This is a genomic window from Candidatus Sulfotelmatobacter sp., assembly GCA_036500765.1.
In the GTDB taxonomy this organism is placed as follows: domain Bacteria; phylum Acidobacteriota; class Terriglobia; order Terriglobales; family Acidobacteriaceae; genus Sulfotelmatobacter.
Genome location: DASYBM010000016.1, coordinates 61,372 through 83,541 on the forward strand (window position 1 = coordinate 61,372; position 22,170 = coordinate 83,541).

Here is a 22,170-nt window from a genome sequence, read left to right on the forward strand (position 1 = left end):
CCATGCAGTAGCTAGAAGCTAGCAGCTAGCAGCAAGAAGCTGATTTCCTATGCCCTTCCGCTCCGGATTCGTTTGCATTCTTGGCCGCCCTAACGCGGGGAAGTCTACTTTGCTCAATGCGCTGGTGGGCGAGAAGCTGGCGATCATTTCTCCTAAACCCCAGACTACTCGCAACCGCATTCAGGGTGTGGTGCATGTGCCCCAGCGCAAAGGCAAGAACGGAAAGAGTGAAGGCGGCGGCCAGATTGTGCTGGTCGACACGCCCGGCGTGCACAAACCTGACAGTTCCCTCGGCCGCAAGATGATGGTCGAAGTGCGCGAGGCGCTGGAGGGTTGCGACCTGGTACTGGTGATCATGGATGTCACGCGCAAGCTTGATCCGCGCGACCAGTTCGCATTGGAATTGCTGCGGCGGCCGAAGGGTGCGAGCAAGACGAAAGCATTTCTTATATTGAATAAGGTCGACCTGATTCGCGAGAAGTCGAAGCTGCTGCCGCTGATCGAGGAATACCGTAAGCTTTACGACTTCAGCGAAGTCATTCCCATTTCCGCGCTCAAGCGCAAGGGCCTTGACGATCTTCTCGAGCTGGCGATTTCGGCGCTACCCGCCGGACCGGCATATTTTCCCGAGGACCAGATCACCGATCAGCCGGCGCGATTCATGGCCGCGGAAATTATTCGTGAGCAAGTACTGCTGAACACCAGCGAAGAAATCCCCTACGCGACCACGGTGATCGTCGACAGCTTCGAGGAGGGCGCGAGGCTGACCCGGATCGCGGCGACCATCTATTGCGAGCGCGAAGGGCAGAAGGGAATTCTCGTGGGTAAGGGCGGATCGATGCTGAAAAAAATCGGCACTTCGGCCCGGTTGCAGATTGAGCGCATGCTGGGGACGAAAGTATTTCTTGAGCTCTACGTCAAAGCCGAGCCGGGATGGCGCGATTCACGCCGCTTTGTTGAAGAACTCGATTGGCGGCGTCAGTTGGAGCAACGGATGTTTGAAAAGAGGGGGTTTGAACATAGGATGTTAGACGAGGCGGCAGAGCCGGTCGCTCCCGCGCGTACAACAACGAAGGGCGACTCGTAACCCCACACCAGACTGAAGTTATGCTACGTTCGGCGAGCGCCTCGAGTGAGGCGGCCGTTGCCGGATTTCAGCCTTGCGACTAGAATCGCAATAGCCGCGCTGCAAGGGCGGACTGAGGCGATCCAACCATGGAACCTGGGGCTTCTTCCGAGGAACAACTCCCCGAGCACGATTTCGATCCCAATAAACTTGATCTTCGGGTGCGGGTCACGCTCGCCGCCGACCGCAAGGCTGTGGACCCGGTTGTGGCGCAGGTTATGGAATCCGTTCGCCAGATGAAAAATGTCGATGGCAAGGAAGACGCCATCGAACTCGCTTTGCAGGAAGCGCTGGCCAATGCAGTCGTTCACGGCGCCAAGGAAGATCCCACGAAGATTGTTGAGTGCCTGGTGGCGTGCGACGAGCAGCGCGGCATTCTCATCATTGTGCGCGATCCTGGGCCGGGCTTCGATCCGCAGGCAATTCCCAGTTGCACGATGGGCGAGAATCTCTACTCCAATCACGGCCGCGGAATTTTTCTCATCAATCAACTGATGGATGAGGTGGAGTTCCACAAGAACGGGACTGAGATTCACATGGTGAAGCGGTAGGTTTTCGTGGCATCTCGCTGCTGCTCATCCTTTCCGATCAGTGTTAACCTTTCGGCATGGCTAGCGATCCTGGTGTTCCTCCACGCTCGGTGCCGGTCAGATCCCGCGCGGCCGTTGCGTCTGCCCTCGTCGTTGGATTGTTCCTCGGGGTAATCTTCGTCGGCTCGCTTGGAGCGGTGATGCTCTCGCGCGCTTCGGGACGATCCGCGTTAAGTCGCGCATGGTCGGCGGTGACCGGCAGAACGCTGACGATTGATGTGAGCCAACCGACCGTTGTCGATCGCATTCAGCGGCTTCAGCGCCTTGAAACTGTGATTTATACGATGGATAAAATTGTGACTGGCGCAAAAGAAAATCCATTCCTGCCAAATTTTCTGGCGGGAGATCGGCTGCTAATGCTGGTGCACGGAGAGGTCGTGGCGGGCATCGATTTTTCCGTCTTAAAACCGGGCGACGTGACAGTGGATGGCAAAGCAGTTCGTTTGCATCTTCCCGCGCCTCAATTATTCAGCACTCGAATTGACAGCGCGAAGACTCGAGTATATTCGCGGCAAACCGGGTTGCTGGTGCCGACCGATCCCAATCTGGAAACGCAAGTGCGTCAGGAGGCAGAACGTCAACTGCAAGAGGCCGCTATGGCGGATGGCATTTTGCGAAACGCTCAGCAGAACGCCGCGGCGACGATCACTGGTTTGTTGCAGGGCTTAGGATTCGAGAAAATCGAATTCGACTAACGGCTGCGGCTTGTCGATGCGGGTTTACTGCGTAGGACTATTTCTTTGCCGTATCAAGGAACGGGTTCCAGAGGAAGCCGTGACTTGTGCCGGTTGAGTCGTAGAATGTTCCTACTACGTCGCCGCTCGCATTAATACCGGCGGCACTTGTATTCTTCGATCCCGGAAATTGCAGCGTTGTCAGGGTATCGTTCTGGTAAAGGAATCCCGCAGTGACTCCCGAGGAAGGCGCGTAGGAACCGACAAGCGCGGTCCCCGAAGGGTTAATTCCGTAAACTTTGGCAAGGGGTGCGCCCGGTATTAGTAGCTGCCGATATTTGCCTCGACGGAAGGAGAAGTTGAGGATGCCACCACTGCCATTGTTGTAAATTCCGACGACCTCGCCCGAGGCGCTGATTCCGAATGGATCGGTTTCGATTGCTCCCGGAACCGCAATCGTCTTGCCTCGCCCAGAAGCGACTAACTCAAAACCAGCAGTTACCTCACTGAGATAACCAGCGATAATTCCCATATTGTTGATTGCATAAGGATAGGTATAAGAAAACAAACCATAGCGGGAGATCCGGATGAATGTTTGAGCCTCCCTGTTATAGGCGAAACCGAAAGTTCCGGACGTCGTGTAGCCGACAATCATTCCCTTGTCATTGATGCCTGTGAGGAGTGTGCCTGCCGCTTTTGGATAATTAATCTCAGTATAGATACCGCCGCTAAGAAGGAACCCGTTAGCGTAGTTGCCGGGGACTAGATAATAGCCAATAATGTCTCCCCCTGTATTAATGCCGCTGCACAGCGTGCCGAACAGGGCGTCCGGCTCGTCAATCTGAGTGTATGTCCCTTGCGCCAGAGTCAGTGGTGCAAACACAGCCGCGACGAAAACAAGGGCCAAGGACAATAAAATAGGCTTTCGCATAGTCGCCTCCGAAGCCAAGCGAGCCGAATTTTACCACAGGGATACCCACGAGCTTATCGGCAGAGTGACAGCAACTTGCGGACAACGCCAGCGTGACAAATGCCTGACTCGCGCAGAAATCCGGGAAATCAAATTGTGGGATGTGTCATGAAAAATCAGACGAGCGGCTTGGTGTTGGTCGTGAGCGGCGCTGGTGTTTGGTCCGGCGATCGGGATGTGCGCCTGGGCACTGGCGCAGGCGCCCTCGGCGAAGACGGCGAGCGCGAAATCGTAGGAAATCAAAGTGCCCGCCGCAAGAGATGGGTGGATACGAACATCGACTGTCCTCCCCCTTGGGAGCACTACATTATCATCGCGCGATTCAAAACTGTCGTACGCAGGAGGGTGAGAACGGTCCTCGCGGGCTTATTCCTTCGCCGTGATTCCCAGGGCTTTCATTTTGCGATAAAGATGGCTGCGTTCCAGGCCCAGCACCTCGGCGGTGCGGCTGACATTGCCGTGATTCTGGTCGAGCGTCTTCAGGATGTAGTCGCGCTCGTAGGCGTCGCGCGCCTGATGCAGAGTGGAGAACTCGCTCTTGGGCGCGCGCCGGCTGCCTTCGCGGTAGACCAGCGGCGGCAGATGTTTCGCATCGAAACGCGTGGTCGTCGGATTCATGATCACGATGCGCTCGATCACATTGCGCAATTCGCGTACATTGCCCGGCCACGAGTACCGCATGAGCACGCCAATGGCATCGTCGCTGATTTCCCGCGGACGGCGGCCATACGTCGAGGCTAATTCCTTCAGGAAATGGCGCGTAAATAACGGAATGTCTTCTTTGCGTTCGCGGAGCGGCGGAACGAAAAACGGGATCACGTTGAGCCGGTAGAAAAGATCTTCGCGAAAATTCCCCCGCGATATTTCTTCATCCAGATCCTTGTTGGTCGAGGCGATCACGCGCACATCCACGGTGGTGGTTTCATCGCCGCCCACGGGCGTGAAGCGCTGCTCTTCGAGCGTGCGCAACACCTTCGACTGTGTCTTCAGGCTCATGTCGCCGACTTCGTCGAGAAAAAGCGTTCCACCGTGCGCGCGTTGGAACTTACCCTCTTTGGTCGAGGCCGCGCCGGGAAACGAACCTTTGCAGTGGCCGAACAATTCGCTCTCGATTAAGTCTTCCGGAATCGCAGCGCAATTGACCTCTACGAACGTTTCGTCCTTGCGTAGGCTCTGCAAGTGAATGGCGTGGGCGACAAGCTCTTTGCCTGTGCCCGACTCGCCGTAGATCAAAACCCGGCCGTTGGTCGGAGCCATCAGGCCAATCTGCTGGCGCAGCGCCTTCATCGGGATGCTATCGCCGACGATGATGCTCTTCACCTGAAGCTGCTTCTTCAGGTCAATATTTTCCTGGTGTAACTTTCTGGATTCGATTGCGTTCTTCACCAGGATGAGAGTTTTCTCGATCGAGAGCGGTTTTTCGAGGAAGTCATAGGCGCCAAGTTTTGTGGCGCGCACCGCCGTCTCGATCGTGCCGTGGCCGGAGATCATTATCACCTCGGGAGGATTCTCGAGTTCCCGAATTCTCTCCAGAGTCTCGAGGCCATCCACGCCCGGCAACCAGATATCGAGCAGGACGACATCAAACCCAGTCTTGCGCAGCAACGCAAGACAGGCCTCGCCACTCTCTGCGCAGGATGCCGCGTAACCCTCGTCGGCCAGAACTCCCGCCAGCGAATCCCGGATTCCGGCTTCGTCGTCAATGATGAGGATGTTAGGCATGTTTCCTGGCGATGTTTTCTATGTACATTTTCTAAGTACGTTTTCTACACGTGCTGCACGGAGGCCGCGGCCGACGCCGGTTCGAACGCCAATGGCAACTCAACGATGAACCGCGTGCCGATGGGATGATTCTCCTCCACGCGGATCGAGCCGTGATGATCTTCGACAATCCGGTTGACGATCGCCAGGCCCAGTCCGGTGCCGCGCTTCTTGGTGGAAAAATATGGCAAGAAAAGTTTTTCCTTGAGTTCGCGGGTCACCCCGTGGCCGGTGTCGGCGACCGTGATCTCGATTGCGTCGCGGCTGGCCACCAGCGCGGTTGAAATCTCAATTTCGCGTACCAGCGAGTCCTGCGTAGCCTCGGCAGCATTGTCCACCAGGTTGGCGACGGCGCGTTTGATGCCTTCGCCGTCGGCCATCACCTTGGGCAGATCGGAAGCGAGAGTGGTGTGAACGGCAATTCCATCGAGGCGGCCGTTGAACATGGAGAGCGCGTTCTCAATCACTTCATTAATATCCGCGGGCTGGGGTTTTGCAACAGGGAAGCGAGCCAGAGTCGAAAACTCATCCACGAGTCTCCTGACAGTCTCGGCAGCGCCTGCGATGGTTTCGGCGCAGGCACGGACCACGCCTACAGAGGCGGGATCGCTCGGCGTGGCACGGTCGAGATGCCGCTGAATGCGCTCGGCCGACAATGCGATAGGGGTAAGCGGATTCTTAATTTCATGCGCTACGCGGCGCGCAACTTCCCGCCATGCGGCCTGTTTCTGCGCCTTTAACAAATCCGAGAGATCTTCGAAGACGACAACATATCCGGAGCCCTCGCCCTGGTGCTTCAGAGTCGCTACCGTCACGGCGACGTTCAACGAGGCGCGAGGTAACTGCATTTCCATCTGGCTGGCGGTCATGCCCATGCGATCGGCGCGACGCAGCAGAGGTTCGAAATCTTCCAGCACATCGGCGGGGAAAACATCGGTTAAAGCTGCTCCGAGAAGAATCTGATTCGTGCTCTGGTGTCCGCCATCGGGATGAAACATGCGCAGCAGCGCCTGATTGGCGTGGCTCACCCGCCGCCCAGCGTCGAGCGAAAGCACTCCGGTGGGAATGCTTTCAAGGATCGTTTCCATTTGGCGACGGCGCTGGTCGAGTTCGGCATTGGCCGCGCTCAGATCGCGGCTCGAAGCTTCAATCTGCCGCCGGCTTCCCTCGAGATCTTCCGCCATGCGGTTGAACGAACGCACCAGGTCGCCGATTTCATCGGCGGCACTCACGGGAACACGGTAGTCCAGGCGTCCGCGGGAAATTTCCTGCGTAGCTTCAGCCAGGGCGGAAAGCGGGCGGGTCACAATCTTCGACAGAAATAATGCGAGCCATGTGGTCACGAAGAGCACGATCATGGTGAGCAGCAAAAGCAGACCCATGTAAGTACGGCGCACCAGCTTCCGCTCGCGAGCGAGATCGTAGTACCGTTGCTGGCTGGCCTCGACCTCATGCACTGTCTGGGAAAATTCTCGAGGTAGAGGAATGGCCACCAGAATCAGGCCTCCGCCGTCGACTGGAGCGCTGCCCAGCGTGTAATCGGTGTCCTGCCAACTGAATTGCGCTGGATGACCGGCGGCCGCCGCGGACAGCGGCAATTTTCCCTTCACCACTGCCCACGGAGCTGGCGCATTGAAACTGGCCTCTTCGTTGTCGTCGCGCACCGCAAGGGCGAATCCGCCTTGCAGCGTCTGCTCATGATGTTGAAACTCGGTCACCACGCCGGCGAAGCCTTGCCCGGAAAATCCGTGCGCAATTTCGGGAGAGGCCGCAATCGAATAGGCTTCGGCGCGCGCGTTTTGCATGGCATAGTTCGCGAGCAGCGTGGCCATCGCGTGAGTATCGGCACGGACTTCCTCGACCGGGGTCGAGAACCACTTGTCGATCGAGCGATTCATGAGTCCGTAGGCGAACCAGTACATCACCATGACCGGCAAGGATGAGAGCAGGAGAGCTCCGGCAACCATGCGCGTACGAAACTTCGAGCCCAGCACGCCCAGGCGCCGTTCGGCGAAGAGCTTCAGAAGGTTACGCATCAGGACGAATGTGAGCGCGACGAACAGCAGGAAGATCAGCGCCGACAGTGCTGCGAAGACTACGATTTCCTCATTGTTGCCGGGCCGCAGGAAGGTCAGGTCAAACGCAGTTTGCGAAACCAGAATGGCGAGCAGGAGGAAAACAGAGATGGCCAGAAGAATGATGGCCTGCTTGCGGTGGGATGTTTTCGAGGGCGGAAGTGTCGCGGGTTGTGCCATGGGCGTTGCTTTGGTTACTTGAAAGTCATTATAGATGCACTGTTGCCACGGCCAAGCTGCATGGGGTGGCGAGCCAGGGGAATGTGCGGTGTGGGGCCGGGTCGAAGACCCCGCCTGAGCTCAAAGTCTGTGCTCACGCCAACTCCTATTGCGGCCGAAGTTCTCTCAGGATGGCGTCGTAGGCGGGCTTGGGCTGGTAGACGCGGTCGAAGGGCAACGCGGCGCCGCGCGCGCCGTGGGAGTGCGATCCGATCCACGAATATTTGTCGGTGAATCCCCAGGTCTGAATTGCCGTGCAGCCTCGATTTTGAAGGCAGGCTCGAACCACGCTACGGTAGATGTCAGCCTCCCGCCGCAGGTCGTCGCCAGTCACCAGGCCGTTCGTATCTAGCGGGAGCGAGACGTCGAGTTCGGTAATATGAACCTGAAGTCCCAGCGCGGTGAGGCGCGCGATGTTGGCGGCGATCGCCGCGGTGTCGAGATTGAGCGTCTCTATGTGCATCTGGAGGCCCACACCGTCGATGGGGATGCCGCGACTTTTGAAATCCTTCACCATCGCGTAGATCGCGTCGGACTTGCGGTTCAGCCCTTCGCCCCCGTTGTCGTTATAGAAAAGCAGAGCTTGCGGATCGGACTCACGAGCCCAGCGAAACGCTTGCTCAATATAAGCCGCGCCCTTTTGGGCGAATCCAATGCCGGGCTGGTTGTACCACGGAGAATTTTTGATTCGGCCATTCTCATCAAGCGCCTCGTTCACCACATCCCAGGCGAAGACCCTGCCGGCATAGTGTTTCATCGTCGCCGCGATGTGCTCATGTAGCATGCTTGACATCTGCACCGCAGTGAAGCGGCTCGGCTCTAGCCAGTCAGGATTGTTGTGATCCCAAACCAGGCAGTGACCGCGAACTTTCATGTCATGGGCTTCCGCAAAGCTCACGACTGCATCGCCCTCGCGAAAATCGAACCTGCCAGGATTCTTGCGGACGGTCCACCATTTCATCGCGTCTTCGGGTTCAACCATGTTGAATTCGCGGGCCAGAGTTGCCGAGTACGCTGCCTCAGAAAACAGGTACGGCCGAACCGCCGCGCCGATAAGCAGATGGCTCTGGCTTGCCGCCTGCCGGAGGAACACAGAAGGGGCAACCTGGAACTCCAGAAGAAACATGAGGAGGATGCGAAAAAATAGGCGCGGGCTCGGCATCGGATCACCTGAGGCTACGGGAAAGCTTCAGCTTCACTTAACCTGAAGGCAGCAAGGCCTGTAAAGGACATCCGTCACATTGGGGCTGTGATTTTCCGCAATAATGCTTGCCCACTCCGACAATCAGGCCGTGCATCTCGTTGTAGACCTGCGCCAGCGCCGTTCGCTTCGACGTGCTCATCGCTGAGGGCGAATGAGCGCCGCCGTGGAAACCCGCCTCCAGTGGCGGCGCCATACTCGCGGGCATTTGTTTCTGTCGATCAGCTATGGGTGCTAAGGCTTGCTGGAACAATTCCCTAATCTCCTCATAATCCGTCTTCTCCGGCAGAATCCCGTGGCGATCGAGGATGCGGCGGGTATAGGCGTCAACCACAAATACAGGATGGTTTCCCGCGTAGAGCAAAATCGAGTCCGCAGTCTCCGGGCCAACACCGTTCAGATTGAGCAATTCCTCCCGCAATTTGGCGGTCGGTTCAACAAAGAGTCGATCAAGCGAGCCGCCGTACTTGCGGTCAAGAAAAGCGACAAAAGTTTTCAGCCGCGCCGCCTTTTGCCGAAAATAGCCGGAGGGACGAATCAGGCCTTCGAGTTCGGCTGTCGTCGTATTCCTAATTCCTCCAACATTTAGAATCTGCGCTCCGCGGAGATTCGCCAAAGCCCGCTCCACGTTAGTCCACGCCGTATTCTGCGTAAGATAGGCGCCGACGATCACTTCGAAGCGCGTCTCGGCCGGCCACCAGTGCTGCGCTCCCCACGCTTGGTAAAGCGCGTGATAGTACTTGCGGATTTGACTCTCTTTCTCTTTGCCTTGGCGATGTCGGGACACGTGAAAGAAATCCTCGACTTTCAGTTTAATCCCACCCGCACCCCATGCTACGGGATGCGCAAGGAAGTTGGTCGCAGACTTACTGAAGTTCATGTACTTGAGCGGGAGAGCCATGCATTCAAGAGTGGAAAACAGGCATTTGGCGCGGAGTTGGGCGCCGACGCCAATTTGCGGCCCAAATCATCCTCAGGTCCAAGTACCAAAGTAAGTGGTGAAGTAATCGGTTAGCGTTGACAATTTGTGTCAACGCGAATGAGCTGCATGCCCTCCACGATGGGGCGGCCGTTTGCGCTATGCCGGCACGAGTGCGCGGCTGTTGCGTTCCACCCACGTGGATAGGAGATCGGCTTATGTCTCAACGGCTGGGTGACCTTCTCGTCAAAGAGAAGATCATTACCCCAGAGCAGTTGGAACAAGCGAATAAGACTCAGAAGGAACAGAGCTGCCGCCTGGGCTCGGCCCTGGTGAAGCTCGGATTCCTCACGGACGAGGATGTTACCAACTTCCTTTCCCGGCAATATGGCGTTCCTGCAATTAATCTTTCTTATTTTGAAATTGACCCTGCCGTCGTCAAGCTGATTCCCTTCGAGACCGCCAAGCGTTACCAGATTCTTCCGCTTAGCCGCGTAGGCGCGTCGTTGACCATAGCGATGGTCGATCCCACGAACGTCTTCGCCATGGACGACATCAAGTTCATGACGGGTTTCAATATTGAACCCGTCGTGGCTTCGGAAAGCTCCATTCTGGCGGGGATTGAAAAGGCTTACGGCTCGACCAAAGAAGAAGATCTCGCCACCGTAATGCAGTCGATGTCGGAAATGGGCGACAGCGACGTTGAACTGCAATCGGAAGAGCAGCAGATGGAGCTGGCCGAGTTAGAGAAGGCGGCCGACGAAGCTCCTGTCGTCAAGCTGGTGAACGTGGTCCTGGGCGACGCGGTGAAGCGGGGAGCCAGCGACATCCACATTGAGCCGTACGAAAAAGAGTTCCGAGTGCGCTTCCGTATTGACGGCGTGCTCCAGTCCATCATGTCTCCGCCCTTGAAGTTGAAGGACGCCATCACATCCCGCTTGAAGATCATGTCGAAGCTCGACATCAGCGAAAAGCGTCTGCCACAGGACGGCCGCATCATGCTGAAGATGAATGTCGGCGGCCGCAAGAAGCAACTCGACTTCCGCGTCAGCACGCTGCCGACTCTGTGGGGCGAAAAGATCGTGCTGCGGTTGCTCGACAAAGAGAACCTCCGACTCGACATGACCAAGCTCGGTTTTGAAGCTGAGTCTCTGGTGAAGTTCGAAAAAGCCATCCTAAAGCCGTACGGCATGGTGTTGGTTACCGGCCCGACCGGATCGGGCAAAACCAACACGCTCTATTCCGCGATTTCGCGATTGAATCAGCCGGACACCAACATCATGACCGCAGAAGATCCGGTCGAGTTTCAGTTGGGCGGCGTGAACCAGGTGCAGATGAAAGAGCAGATCGGCTTGAACTTTGCCGCCGCTCTGCGCTCCTTCTTGCGACAGGATCCCAACATCATTCTGGTCGGCGAAATTCGAGACTTTGAAACCGCCGAAATTGCCATCAAAGCCGCGCTTACCGGCCACCTTGTGCTCTCCACATTGCACACCAACGGCGCGCCGGAAACCATTACGCGCTTGATGAATATGGGCATTGAACCATTCCTGGTCGCGACCTCGGTTCACCTGATCTGCGCGCAGCGCCTGGTTCGCCGCATCTGCAAAGACTGCATTGAGCCGATGGACGTTCCGCCGCAAACCCTGGTCGAGGCTGGATTCACGCCGGAAGAGGCAAAGACGGTAAAGATTCAAAAGGGCAAGGGCTGCGGAGTTTGCAACAACACCGGTTACAAGGGCCGCTGCGGTTTGTACGAGGTCATGGAAGTTGACGACGAGATTCGCGAACTGGTTCTGGTCGGGGCCTCGGCGGTGGAATTGAAAAAGAAAGCCATCGAGCGCGGCATGATCACATTGCGCCGCAGCGGGTTGATCAAAGTTTCAGCTGGAATGACGACGCTCGAGGAAGTCGCGCGCGAAACGATTCATTAAGACAGTCGTTGGCCGTTGGTCGTTAGTCGTTAGTCGTTAGCTATGAATCGGCGCTGGCAAACGGCTTTGCCGGAATTCAAGGGGTATTGAGGTATCGAGTGCTGGTCGACTGGTCGGCTAACGACCAACGACCAACGACTAACGAGTAACGACCAACGACCAACGACCGGAGACGAGATTCGGAGCTTTCACGAAAGGGAAATTGCCATGGGTTTGTCCTTAAGCGATCTGCTCAAGAGAATGCTGGAAATGAACGGCAGCGACTTGCACATTACTACGAACTCGCCGCCGCAGATTCGTGTCCACGGCCACCTGGTTCCGCTCGATCTGCCGCAGATGACGCCGGCTGAGACCAAGCAGCTCGCCTACAGCGTGATGACCGATTCCCAGAAGCATCGCTTTGAAGAAAGCCTGGAGCTGGACTTCTCCTTCGGTCTAAAGGGACTCGCGCGTTTCCGCGCCAACGTCTTCAATCAGCGCGGAGCCACGGCGGCCGTTTTCCGTCTGATTCCTTTCGAAATCAAATCGTTCAATCAGCTCGGGCTGGCGCCGGTAGTCAGCAAGATGTGCGACAAGCCCCGCGGATTGGTGCTGGTGACGGGGCCGACCGGGTCGGGCAAATCGACCACGCTCGCGGCCATGATCGACAAGATCAACAGCGAGCGCCACGACCACATTCTGACCATCGAAGATCCGATCGAGTTCGTGCACATGAACAAGAACTGTCTGGTCAACCAGCGCGAACTGCACGCCGATACCAAGAGTTTCACCGACGCCCTCCGCGCCGCGCTTCGTGAAGATCCCGACGTGGTGCTGATCGGAGAAATGCGCGACCTGGAAACCATCGAATCGGCGCTGCGCATTGCGGAAACCGGCCACTTGACTTTTGGCACCTTGCATACCAACTCGGCTACTTCCACCATCAACCGTATCATCGACGTTTTCCCGGCCCACCAGCAGCCGCAAATTCGGGCGCAATTGTCGCTGGTGCTGGAAGGCATCATGTGCCAAAGCCTGCTGCCGCGAATCGACGGTAAAGGCCGAGCCATGATCATGGAGATTCTGGTGCCCAACCCAGCCGTGCGCAACCTGATCCGCGAAGACAAGATTCACCAGATTTACTCGTCGATGCAGTCCGGGCAGGAAAAATTCGGGATGCAGACGTTTAACCAGTCTCTGGCCACAGCCTATTTCCAGAAACAGATCACGATTGAGACCGCCATGGCCCGTTCCAGCAACGTGGACGAATTGCAGGAGATGATCAACCGCGGCGCCAGTCTGACGAACCGTCCGACCAACGCCGGATCGACGCTCACTCGCGGAGCGGCCGGCAAGTAAGGCACGACGCAGAAAGTTTTGAACTAGCAGCACTGAAACAAGTCGGGTACCTCGACGAGGAGAAGCTAAAACATGCCAGTCTTCACATTTTCCGGCAAGGACGCATCGGGACAGAAGATTTCCGGCGAGCGGGTGGCGGCCAACAAGCAGTCGTTGGCGCAGGCGCTCCGGCGCGAGCGTATCACGCCCGGAGCCATCCGCGAAAAGGGCAAGGAATTCTCCATGCCCACATTCGGTTCCGGCAAGGTAGGAACCAAAGATATTGCAATCTTCTTCCGCCAGTTCTCGGTCATGATCGACGCCGGCCTGCCGCTGGTGCAGTGTCTGGAGATTTTGGCGGCGAACCAGGAAAACCAGGCGTTCCAGAAAGTGCTGACCGGGGTGCGGACCACGGTTGAAGGCGGCGCGACTCTGGCCAATGCCATGCGCCAGTATCCCGTCGTATTCGACGATCTCACCACCAACATGATTGAGGCCGGCGAAACCGGCGGTATTCTCGACATTATTCTGCAGCGCCTTGCCACTTACGTCGAGAAGGCGGTGCGCCTGCGATCGGCGGTAAAGTCAGCGTTGATTTACCCGGTCGCCGTCGTCGGCATGGCGGGGTTGATTGTGGGCGCGCTGCTCAAGTGGGTCGTGCCTATTTTCGCGAACCTGTTTGCCGGACTGGGCGTTGCTCTGCCTCTGCCCACGCGCATCGTCATGGGACTGAGCTCGTTCGTGCAGACTTTCTGGTGGATGGTCGGCGTAGGTGGCTTCGCTCTGTTTTATGGCGTGAAGCAGATCCGCAAACATCCTCGCGGCAAATACTACTTCGATAAGATGCTTCTGTTCATTCCGGTCATAGGCTCGCTGCTCCGCAAGATCGCGGTCGGCCGCTTCACCCGCACCCTTGGCACCCTGATCACTTCGGGCGTCCCCATTCTTGAAGGCCTGTCCATCACCGCCCGGACGTCGGGCAATGCGGTGCTGGAAGAGGCGCTGATGAAGGTGCGCAAAGCCATCGAAGAAGGGCGCACCATCGTCGATCCGCTGCGCGAATGCGGCGTGTTTCCCAACATGGTGACCCAGATGATCGGCGTAGGCGAAGCCACCGGCGCTATGGACTCGATGCTGCAAAAGATCGCCGATTTCTACGAAGAAGAAGTCGACGCCGCCACCAAAGACATGCTGGCCATGTTGGAACCGCTCATCATCGCCGTATTGGGCGTCAGCGTCGGAGGCATCGTAATCTCTCTCTACATGCCGCTGTTCGCCATGATCGCGAAACTGGCGGGCTAGGCAAATGCAGGTTTCAAAGGGACAAGGTTTCGAAGTTTGAAGGAATGATCCTTCGACTTTGAAACCTTGAAACCTAAAACTTCGAAACCTTGAAATCTTGAAACCTTGAAACTTGGCATTCTTAATGCAATCGACCTTTGATGAGCGCAATTGGCTGGTGTGGCTGGTCCGAGTCCGCATTTTTATTCTGACTCTCCTGCTGGCCATTGAGCTGACGGTGACGCGGTTCAGTCCCACGCCGCTACCCATGCGGCTCTTCGTCACCACCATTCTGTTCTGGTTCAGCCTTTCTCTGTTCTACGTCCTTCTGCTTTCTTTCTGGCAGGAGCATCGGCTGCAAGCCTCGCTCCAGATTCTTTCCGATCTGCTTCTGGTCAGCCTGGTGATCCACGAAACCGGAGGATGGGACAGTTCGCTCAACTTCCTCTATCCGCTCGTGATTATCATCGGTAGCGTACTGTTGCCGCGAGTGTGGGCCCAGATGGTGTCGGCTCTGGCATTCATTCTTTACGGGGCGGTGCTGGAGCTGAACTACTACGGCGTGGTTCCTTCCTACAGCACCACGCATCCCGACCCGAAGGCGCTGCAAGCCATCATCTTCGTCAATCTTTTTGCCTTTCTGGCAGTGGCATACCTCGCAGGTTTGCTGACGGCAAAGCTGCGGCAGGTGGGCGTACAACTGAAAGAAACCAGCGGAGCGCTCGAGGGTTTGCAAGCGCTGCACGAAAACATCATCCACTCCATTAGCAGCGGGCTAATCACCACCGGGCTCGACGGGCGGATCACGCTGGTCAACGCTGCGGCCCAACGGTTGTTGGAGCAGCCGTCGTCGGAGTTGATGGGCGTGCCCGTCGCTCAACTTTTTATCGATCGCTTGCCCACCGTGGAATCCCAACAGGCCCACGCGGAAGTGCGCTTCGACGCCCCCACTCGATTTCGCCAGACCGTCAGAATTCGCGTGACGGCATTGACCGTGCCCGAGCGCGGCGATCTGGGATACGTTTATGTTCTCGACGATCTCACCGAGATTCGCCGCCTGGAGCGCGAAGTGCGGATGCAGGACAAGCTGGCGGCGGTGGGCCGGCTGGCGGCTGCGATCGCCCATGAAATCCGCAATCCTCTGACCTCGATCGCCGGTTCGGTCAGCATGCTTTCCGGCGTGCCGGAGATGAACGAGGATCACCGCCGGCTGCTCGACATTGTGACTCGCGAGTCGCAGCGGCTGAATAGCATCATTACCGACTTTCTGGCGTACTCGCGTACGAAGCAATATCACTTCGACCGCGTCGATCTGATTCAGTCGGTCGAAGACACGCTGACGCTCATGGATCACCGCATGACCGCGGAGAAGACGGGCATCGCGATTCAGCGCCGCTTTGCGGTCCGCCAGGCTTTGGTCATTGCCGATGGGGACAAGCTCAAGCAGGTGTTCTGGAATCTTTGCGAGAATGCGGTTCGCGCCATGAAAGACGGCGGAACGTTGACCGCTGCGGTCGAGTCTCTGGGCGACGATTGGCAGGTTTCATTCATCGACACCGGCAAAGGCATGACGCCGCAGCAAATCGAAAAAATCTTCGAGCCCTTCCAGTCTGAGTTCGAGGGCGGCACCGGCCTGGGGCTGGCGATCGTCTACCAAATCGTCCAGGCGCATGAAGGGAAGGTTTGGGCGCGCTCCAAGCCAGGGCAGGGAACTACGCTCGTGCTGAGATTGCGTCGGCTCGATGCAGAGCGGGCATCGTCCGCCTCGCGCAAAACGCAGGATCAAGCTCGGGAGCTGGTCGCGGCCGGTTGTGACGCAGATGCCCTCGGAGCCGGAACTGGCGCACGATCGGGAGGAAGCTCGCGTGGCTAACATCCTGGTCTGCGACGACGAACGCTCCATTTGCGAAATGCTCGATATCGCTCTGCGCCGCGATGGTCACCGGATTGAGACCGTACAAGCGGGACAAATAGCGAAGAACAAAATTGATGGCGCGCTCTACGACGTCATCATCACCGACATCAAAATGCCCAACATCGACGGCATCGAAGTGCTGCGCCACGCCCATCGCGTGTCGCCCGACTCCGCCGTCATTCTGATCACCGCCGTCGATGACTACGAAGCCGCTGTACAGGCCGTAAAAGCCGGAGGCGCCACCGACTACATCCGCAAAAGCCCCGGCCTGGTCGATGAAATCAAGCTGGCCATGAACCGCGCGCTCGAGAAACTCAATCTCAGCAAGCAGAATTTCGCCCTGCGCCGCGACGCCGCCACGCGCAATTCGCTCGATAACATCGTCGGATCGAGCGCGGCCATGGAAAAACTCAAGCAGACAGTCCGAACTGTCGCTTCCACGGCCTCCACAGTTCTGATTCACGGCGAAAGCGGGACCGGCAAAGAACTCGTCGCACGCGCCGTGCACGTCTGTTCGCCGCGCGCTACGGAAGCCTTTGTATCCGTCAACTGCGGAGCGTTTCCTGAGACCCTGCTCGAATCCGAACTCTTTGGTTATCTGAAAGGCGCTTTCACGGGCGCGAACCAGAACAAGCGTGGACTCTTCGAGGTGGCCGACGGCGGCACCATCTTCCTCGATGAAATCAGCGAAATGACCCTGGCCATGCAGGTCAAGCTGCTTCGTGTCTTGCAAGAACGCACCGTGCGCCCCGTGGGCAGCACCGGAGAGATTTCCATCGACGTGCGAGTCATTGCCGCGACCAATCGCGATCTCGACAAATCGGTCGCCGAGGGGATTTTCCGCGAAGACTTATATTACCGGCTGAACGTGATTCCGATCCGCGTGCCGTGCCTGAGCGAGCGCCGCGAGGACATTCCCCTGTTGGCCAATCACTTTCTGAAAAAATATGCGAGCGCGGCCGGCCGCAGCATTCTGCGCGTCAATGCGCCCTCGCTCGATTCGCTATGCGGCTACGAATGGCCCGGCAATGTGCGCCAGTTGGAAAATACGGTCGAGCGCGCGGTCGCCCTGGAAACCACCGACGAACTGCACGTCGAACTCCCCGCCGAACGTCCGAAAGCGCGCGCCGCCGCGGCGGCTGCCGGTGGCGGATCGCTGCCCGAGATCGGTTCCGATATGACTCTTCCCGCCGGCATCGGCATGGAACACTACATCGCCGGCATCGAGCGCTCGCTCTTGCAGAACGCTCTCACCCAAAGCGGCGGCGTGCAGACCAAAGCCGCCGATGTGCTCGGCATCTCCTATCGCTCATTCCGGCATTTGATGAAGAAGTACGGGTTGTGAGGCAGCTATTAGCTATTAGCTTTTAGCTCTTAGCTAAACCAACACGCAAAAGCTAACAGCTAACAGCCAAAAGCTAAGAGCTGCTCTTCCGCAACTGCTGCTTCCATCCCAGCACCCGCGCCTTGGCGCCTTCGGCTTCCGCCTCTGGAATCATCCCCTTCTTCATGTACAACACCGACAGGCTGGTGTGTGCCAGTACGTCGTCGGGATCGAGTTCCGCCAGTCGCTGCGCGATGGCGATGGCCTCGTCATAGCGCTGCAAGTCCTGGAGCGCGCGCGCCAGCCCGTGCATGGCTTCGGTAAACGTCGGATCGGCGACGAGCGATTCCTGATACGCGGCGACGGCCTTCTCCAGATGCCCCTCCGCCATCAGATCGAGCGCCGCATAGTAGCGGTCTTCCGCTTGTTCGCGGGCTTGCTGGCGGGCTTTTTGGGAGGCGTCGGTGTCAGACATGCGTCGGAATTCCCAAGCGGAAACTGGATTCTAGCATGAGGTCTTGAGGTCTTAGGTCCGAAGACGTAGGACCAACGACCAACGACCAACGACCCGCTTTTGCAGTTATCATGACTGCATGCGCTACCGACTCCGCTTTCTGTGGAATGCTACCAGGGGCCACCGGCTCGCCCCGTGGCGCAGTCCCTATCTATTGTGGCGCATCGAAACCTATACCGGCGTGAAAATGACCCAGATCGGGTTTCTGGAGTTCTGGGAATTCATGTGGCGGGAGCGCCGGGAGTTGTGGCGCTTTTTGAGTTGGACCGGCGAGATGGAGCGCTATGTCCATCCCAAGCCGAAGAGTTAGTGAACCGTCGTCGGTCGTTAGTCGTTGGCCGTCGAGAACGCCAGAGCTGCGGGGTTGATTTGCCGACGACTGACGACTGACAGCCGACGACTCTAAGCCCCCTTGCCCGCCGCTGCCGCCTCACCTAAAAAGATGCTAACTTCACTGCCCTTGCCTGCGCCGGTCAGTTGCGCTGCGGCTCCGCGGTTGGCGACGATCTCGAGATAGCCCATGCTCCCGATGATCCCAAAGACCTGTCCGGGCGCGCCTTCGGCGAAAGTTTGGCGTATGTCCGTAATCTCTTTGCTTCCAACGACGATCTTAAATTTGGCCTCAGCCGCAAACAGCGTGGGAACATCTTCGGGTTTCACGTTCGTAATCAAATTCCCGAAGCGGTCCACCTTCAGCACCACGGCGCGCATCCGGTTTTCGCCGGTAGCTTTGGGCTTCGGCGCGGCGAAGCGCACGTAGTCTTCGATCTCATCTCCGAACTTGTCGGAATCGACCTGCTTCGCCAGCCAACCCGCCACCGGCGCGAAAATATCGCGAGCATGAAAGGTGTTGCTCACCGGCACGCGGAAATAATGGTCGGAGGTGATGTGGCGCACGCGGATGCGCTCTTCCCGCGCATAAACCATGGAGAGCACGCCATTGTCGGGCGCGACGAAGTGATGGCCGTCGCTCGAAGCCAGAATCGGCCGCCGCGCAGTACCCACGCCGGGATCGACCACGACCATGTGAATCGTCCCGGTCGGGAAGTACGAATAGGCCTGCGAAATCGCCAGCGCGCCGTCGAGCACATCGAAGGCCTGCACGGCGTGAGTAATATCCACGATCTGGACGTCGGGAGCAATGTCGACGATGACGCCCTTCATTGCGCCTACAAAATGATCGTTGGTTCCAAAATCGGTGGTAAGAGTAATGATCGGACGATGCGGCAACGTTCCCTCGCTGGAAGACAAAATACTCCGTACAGCGAACTTAATTCGCCGGGAAGGTCGCAGTCAAGGCACGGAGGTAATAAGCGGATATTGCATGTATCCCGGCTTCTAGACGACCTGGAGAGCAACGGCAATATTCCCAAATCTCGTGATAAGCTTCGCGGAGTCCTCGGCTCCCCCAGTCGGCTCATTCCGCTTTCCTCGCGTCCTCTCGGTTGTCGCCGCCGGCCTTTGTTTGCTGTCCTTTTGTGTCCCATACTTCTTGAGGAAGGTCGCCGGGCGGCACGCGGCATTCTGGATATTGCCGGGAGTGCCCTGCGGAATGGGATCGGAGATATATTCCCAGTCATCGTTCCAGGCGAATTCTACGATTTCGTAGCCGGCGATGAGTCCCGCTGCGATTCCGGCATCGGCCGAGTCCGGCGCGGCCTTGGGAAACGCCCTCGCGAAACACTGCATAAGCCAAAGCGCGCGCTACCCGAGTTGGCGCACTCCCATCATCTGCAAGCCGCCCGATGTATACTCGGTAGCCTCGGTCGACTCGAAATCAACTCGCGCCGAGCCAGCCTCATAGTTTTTAAGGAGATCCGCTATGGAAGCGCGCATCACCGGCACCACCATGCCCGTCCTCGAATTTGTCCTTGGGCCTAACGAGAGCATCATTTCCGAAGCCGGAGAACTTTCTTGGATGAGCGCATCGATCCAGATGACGACTCACACTCAGTTTGGCGGCGGCGGAGGTCTGTTCGGCGTGCTCAAGCGCGTGGCCGGTGGCGGCTCCATTTTTATGACGGAATACCGCTCTCTCGGCGCCGCGGGTGAACTCGCCTTCGCGACCAAGTTGCCGGGACATATCGTCCCCGTGGAAGTCGCTCCCGGGCACGAATACATGATTCACCGTCACGGCTTTCTTTGCGGCACGCCGCAGATTCAACTCGGCCTGGGCTTCCAGCAATCGCTGGGCGCCGGAATTTTCGGCGGTGACGGCTTCCTCTTGCAACGAGTCACGGGACAAGGCACTGCCTGGCTCGAACTCTCCGGCGAACTCGTTGTCCGCGATCTTCAACCGGGGCAAACTCTGCGCGTGCACCCCGGCCATGTGGGCGCATTTCAGTCCAGCGTCTCGTTCCAGATCACGACCATTCCGGGCATCAAGAACATGATCTTCGGCGGCGACGGAATTTTTCTCGCCGCCCTCACCGGCCCCGGCAGAATCTGGCTCCAGACCCTGCCCATCGCCCGCCTGGCGCACGCTCTGGCCGAATACATGCCCCAGGAAACGCGCCGCGAAAATGTGCAAAGCGGAGTAGTCGGCGGCATCGTCGGCTCCATATTGGACAACATGAAGTGAGGGTGCTGCTTCGCAGGTGTTAGGTCTCAGGTTTACTCTGTGCGCCTCTGTGCCCTCTGTGTGGTTCAAGCCTTTTGCAAGGAACCGAAGGCCGCCAGATTCCTTGATTGACGGCCTGTTTGATCGGTAGTAGAGTTCTCCCGCACTTCAGATCGAAACCAATTCACGTGTCCGGGAACTCACTCATGAAAATTGCACTTCGCTCGGCAGCCATCGCGCTGCTTGCCTTTTCTTTGTCCGCCACCGCTCTTGCGCAGTGGTCCTCCGATGCTTCCCTCAACCTCGCGCTTGCGGACAGAAACAACGGCAGCGATCAGGTGCAGCCCAAACTTGTGCCCATGCAAAGTAAGGGATGGTATGTGAGCTGGTTCGATTCGAATCCCGCCGCGAAGCGGCCCATCGGCTATGACGTTTTCTACCAGCGCCTGAGCAACCGCGGCGTGGAACAATTTCAGCACGACGGCCAACTCGTCGCCAGTTTAAGCAACAGTTCCACCGAGGACTACGGCCTCGACATGGACACGAGCGGCCATGCGCTGATCGCCTTCCTCGATACCCGCGAAGGCTCGAACCAGCAAGTTACCGCCGCAAGAATGGGCCAGCACGGCGCGCCTCTCTGGGGAACTCTCGGAGTGCAACTCACCAGCGGCAGCACCGATTTCAATGCCGCCCCGAAGGTCGCGGGAACCAGTGACGGCGGCATCGTCGTCGGCTGGACGAGCAACAGCGACGTTGTTCTACAAAAGCTGAACGCCGCCGGCCAGCCGCAGTGGGGCAGCGGTGTGGTCTTCAGCGAGACCGGATACGATTACGTTCTCTCCGATCTGCACGCCGCCGATAACGGATCGGTGATCGTCTCGTGGGTACGCGGCGCTGGCTTTGGCAGCAATGAGCAACTCCGCGCCAATAAAGTTTCATCGAGCGGCAGCATCCTGTGGGGCTCAGGCAACGTGGATATTTTCGACGTCGGCTCGCTCCAGTTCGGCAACTTCCCTTACTTCACCTACGATGGCAATGGCGGCGCTGTATTCGCTTGGTATACCAGCACTCCCACATTGCAATGCTTCGCCCAGCACATTCTCGCCGATGGCAGCGAGGCGTTCCCGCATAACGGGGCGGCCGTTTCCTCCAACAGCATCAACATCAGAGTTTCTCCTTCTGCCGCCTATCGCGCCGCCACGCAAGAAGTCTTTGTCTTTTGGACGGAAGAAGATTCCAATCAGTTTTACAACGGAGTCTCGGGGCAGAAGCTTGACTCGACAGGTGCGCCGCAGTGGGGCGCCGATGGACTCACGATCATTCCCCTCGGCAACGATTCGCAAATTTTCGTCACGACAGTGCAGAGCGGAACCGGAGCGCTGACCTTCTGGGTCGACCAGCCGAGTTACGGATCCGCCACCATTCAGGGCATCAAGCTCGATGGCGGTGGGAACACGGTCTGCGCGCAGTTTCCGGTTTCATCGACTCCGTCCGATAAATCGCGCTTAGCCGCGGCTGTCGCGCCCAATGGTGTCACCGCGCTCGCCTTTGAAGATGACAAAATCGGCAACAACGGCATCTACATCCAGAACGTGAACCCGAACTGTTCTCTCGGAGAGCCGCAATGAGAGATTCAAAATACTGAAAACAACGGGACAGCGAATCTTCCGCTGTCCCGCCGGTCTTCGCGTGCTTTGCGGCATTTCTTAGCGTTCTTTGCGGTCAAGCTGTTGGCTCTCACGGGCGCTTCAAGCAAGAATCTTGAAACGCGCACGAAGAGGTGCCGCAAA

19 protein-coding genes are annotated in these 22,170 nt (G+C 57.8%); 11 read left to right on the forward strand and 8 right to left on the reverse strand.

From position 1 onward, the window contains the following. Positions 1-49: 49 nt before the first annotated feature. The 3 genes from era (at position 50) to VGM18_17345 (ending at position 2,411) form a co-directional block, all read left to right on the forward strand. Positions 50-1,087, forward strand: a complete 1,038-nt coding sequence (era, locus tag VGM18_17335) for a GTPase Era (GenBank protein ID HEY3974772.1) — start codon at positions 50-52, stop codon at positions 1,085-1,087. A gap of 128 nt (positions 1,088-1,215) precedes the next feature. Then, positions 1,216-1,677, forward strand: a complete 462-nt coding sequence (locus VGM18_17340; GenBank protein ID HEY3974773.1) for an ATP-binding protein — start codon at positions 1,216-1,218, stop codon at positions 1,675-1,677. An 89-nt stretch (positions 1,678-1,766) separates the two neighbouring features. After that, positions 1,767-2,411 carry a DUF4230 domain-containing protein gene (locus VGM18_17345; GenBank protein HEY3974774.1) on the forward strand — a complete coding sequence of 215 codons (645 nt, stop codon included), beginning with the start codon at positions 1,767-1,769 and terminating at the stop codon, positions 2,409-2,411. A 37-nt stretch (positions 2,412-2,448) separates the two neighbouring features. Here the strand turns inward: VGM18_17345 and VGM18_17350 are convergent, their stop codons facing one another. The 5 genes from VGM18_17350 to VGM18_17370 form a co-directional block, all read right to left on the reverse strand. Beyond that, complete coding sequence (locus VGM18_17350; protein HEY3974775.1) at positions 2,449-3,321, reverse strand: hypothetical protein; 873 nt, start codon at positions 3,319-3,321, stop codon at positions 2,449-2,451. Positions 3,322-3,726: 405 nt separating this feature from the next. Beyond that, entirely contained in the window at positions 3,727-5,082 is a 1,356-nt protein-coding gene (locus VGM18_17355) for a sigma-54 dependent transcriptional regulator (GenBank protein ID HEY3974776.1), read from the reverse strand. 44 nt (positions 5,083-5,126) lie between these two features. Continuing rightward, on the reverse strand, positions 5,127-7,376 hold the full coding sequence (locus tag VGM18_17360) for an ATP-binding protein (protein HEY3974777.1): 2,250 nt from the start codon (positions 7,374-7,376) through the stop codon (positions 5,127-5,129). A gap of 145 nt (positions 7,377-7,521) precedes the next feature. Next, the gene (locus VGM18_17365) at positions 7,522-8,577 is read right to left on the reverse strand and encodes an endo-1,4-beta-xylanase (GenBank protein HEY3974778.1); all 1,056 of its coding nucleotides are present in this window, start codon (positions 8,575-8,577) and stop codon (positions 7,522-7,524) included. A 37-nt stretch (positions 8,578-8,614) separates the two neighbouring features. Then, on the reverse strand, positions 8,615-9,517 hold the full coding sequence (locus VGM18_17370; protein HEY3974779.1) for a base excision DNA repair protein: 903 nt from the start codon (positions 9,515-9,517) through the stop codon (positions 8,615-8,617). A 236-nt stretch (positions 9,518-9,753) separates the two neighbouring features. Between VGM18_17370 and pilB the strand changes: the two genes are divergently transcribed. The 5 genes from pilB to VGM18_17395 all read left to right on the forward strand — a co-directional run bounded on the left by pilB (position 9,754) and on the right by VGM18_17395 (position 17,327). Further along, positions 9,754-11,469, forward strand: a complete 1,716-nt coding sequence (pilB, locus tag VGM18_17375) for a type IV-A pilus assembly ATPase PilB (GenBank protein HEY3974780.1) — start codon at positions 9,754-9,756, stop codon at positions 11,467-11,469. Between the two features lie 207 nt (positions 11,470-11,676). Next, positions 11,677-12,807 carry a type IV pilus twitching motility protein PilT gene (locus VGM18_17380; protein ID HEY3974781.1) on the forward strand — a complete coding sequence of 377 codons (1,131 nt, stop codon included), beginning with the start codon at positions 11,677-11,679 and terminating at the stop codon, positions 12,805-12,807. Positions 12,808-12,879: 72 nt separating this feature from the next. Beyond that, the gene (locus tag VGM18_17385) at positions 12,880-14,088 is read left to right on the forward strand and encodes a type II secretion system F family protein (protein ID HEY3974782.1); all 1,209 of its coding nucleotides are present in this window, start codon (positions 12,880-12,882) and stop codon (positions 14,086-14,088) included. A 124-nt stretch (positions 14,089-14,212) separates the two neighbouring features. Continuing rightward, positions 14,213-15,940, forward strand: a complete 1,728-nt coding sequence (locus VGM18_17390) for an ATP-binding protein (GenBank protein ID HEY3974783.1) — start codon at positions 14,213-14,215, stop codon at positions 15,938-15,940. Beyond that, the gene (locus VGM18_17395; protein HEY3974784.1) at positions 15,933-17,327 is read left to right on the forward strand and encodes a sigma-54 dependent transcriptional regulator; all 1,395 of its coding nucleotides are present in this window, start codon (positions 15,933-15,935) and stop codon (positions 17,325-17,327) included. The genes VGM18_17390 and VGM18_17395 overlap by 8 nt, the downstream gene beginning before the upstream one ends. 73 nt (positions 17,328-17,400) lie before the next feature. Here VGM18_17395 and VGM18_17400 read toward each other — a convergent pair whose 3' ends face one another. Beyond that, positions 17,401-17,781 (reverse strand): tetratricopeptide repeat protein, encoded by a 381-nt coding sequence (locus tag VGM18_17400; GenBank protein ID HEY3974785.1) that lies wholly within the window; start codon positions 17,779-17,781, stop codon positions 17,401-17,403. A gap of 118 nt (positions 17,782-17,899) precedes the next feature. Between VGM18_17400 and VGM18_17405 the strand changes: the two genes are divergently transcribed. Beyond that, complete coding sequence (locus tag VGM18_17405; GenBank protein ID HEY3974786.1) at positions 17,900-18,130, forward strand: hypothetical protein; 231 nt, start codon at positions 17,900-17,902, stop codon at positions 18,128-18,130. 92 nt (positions 18,131-18,222) lie between these two features. On the opposite strand, the gene VGM18_17410 is transcribed toward VGM18_17405, so the two are convergent. Both VGM18_17410 and VGM18_17415 read right to left on the reverse strand, forming a co-directional pair. Further along, positions 18,223-19,071, reverse strand: coding sequence for an SAM-dependent chlorinase/fluorinase (locus VGM18_17410; protein HEY3974787.1), 849 nt, complete (start codon positions 19,069-19,071; stop codon positions 18,223-18,225). Between the two features lie 87 nt (positions 19,072-19,158). Further along, entirely contained in the window at positions 19,159-19,509 is a 351-nt protein-coding gene (locus tag VGM18_17415) for a hypothetical protein (GenBank protein ID HEY3974788.1), read from the reverse strand. Positions 19,510-19,642: 133 nt separating this feature from the next. Between VGM18_17415 and VGM18_17420 the strand changes: the two genes are divergently transcribed. Then, a complete protein-coding gene (locus VGM18_17420; protein HEY3974789.1) occupies positions 19,643-20,401 on the forward strand; it encodes a TIGR00266 family protein in 759 nt (252 codons plus the stop codon). 185 nt (positions 20,402-20,586) lie between these two features. Next, a complete protein-coding gene (locus VGM18_17425) occupies positions 20,587-22,008 on the forward strand; it encodes a hypothetical protein (protein ID HEY3974790.1) in 1,422 nt (473 codons plus the stop codon). Positions 22,009-22,170 lie beyond the last annotated feature (162 nt).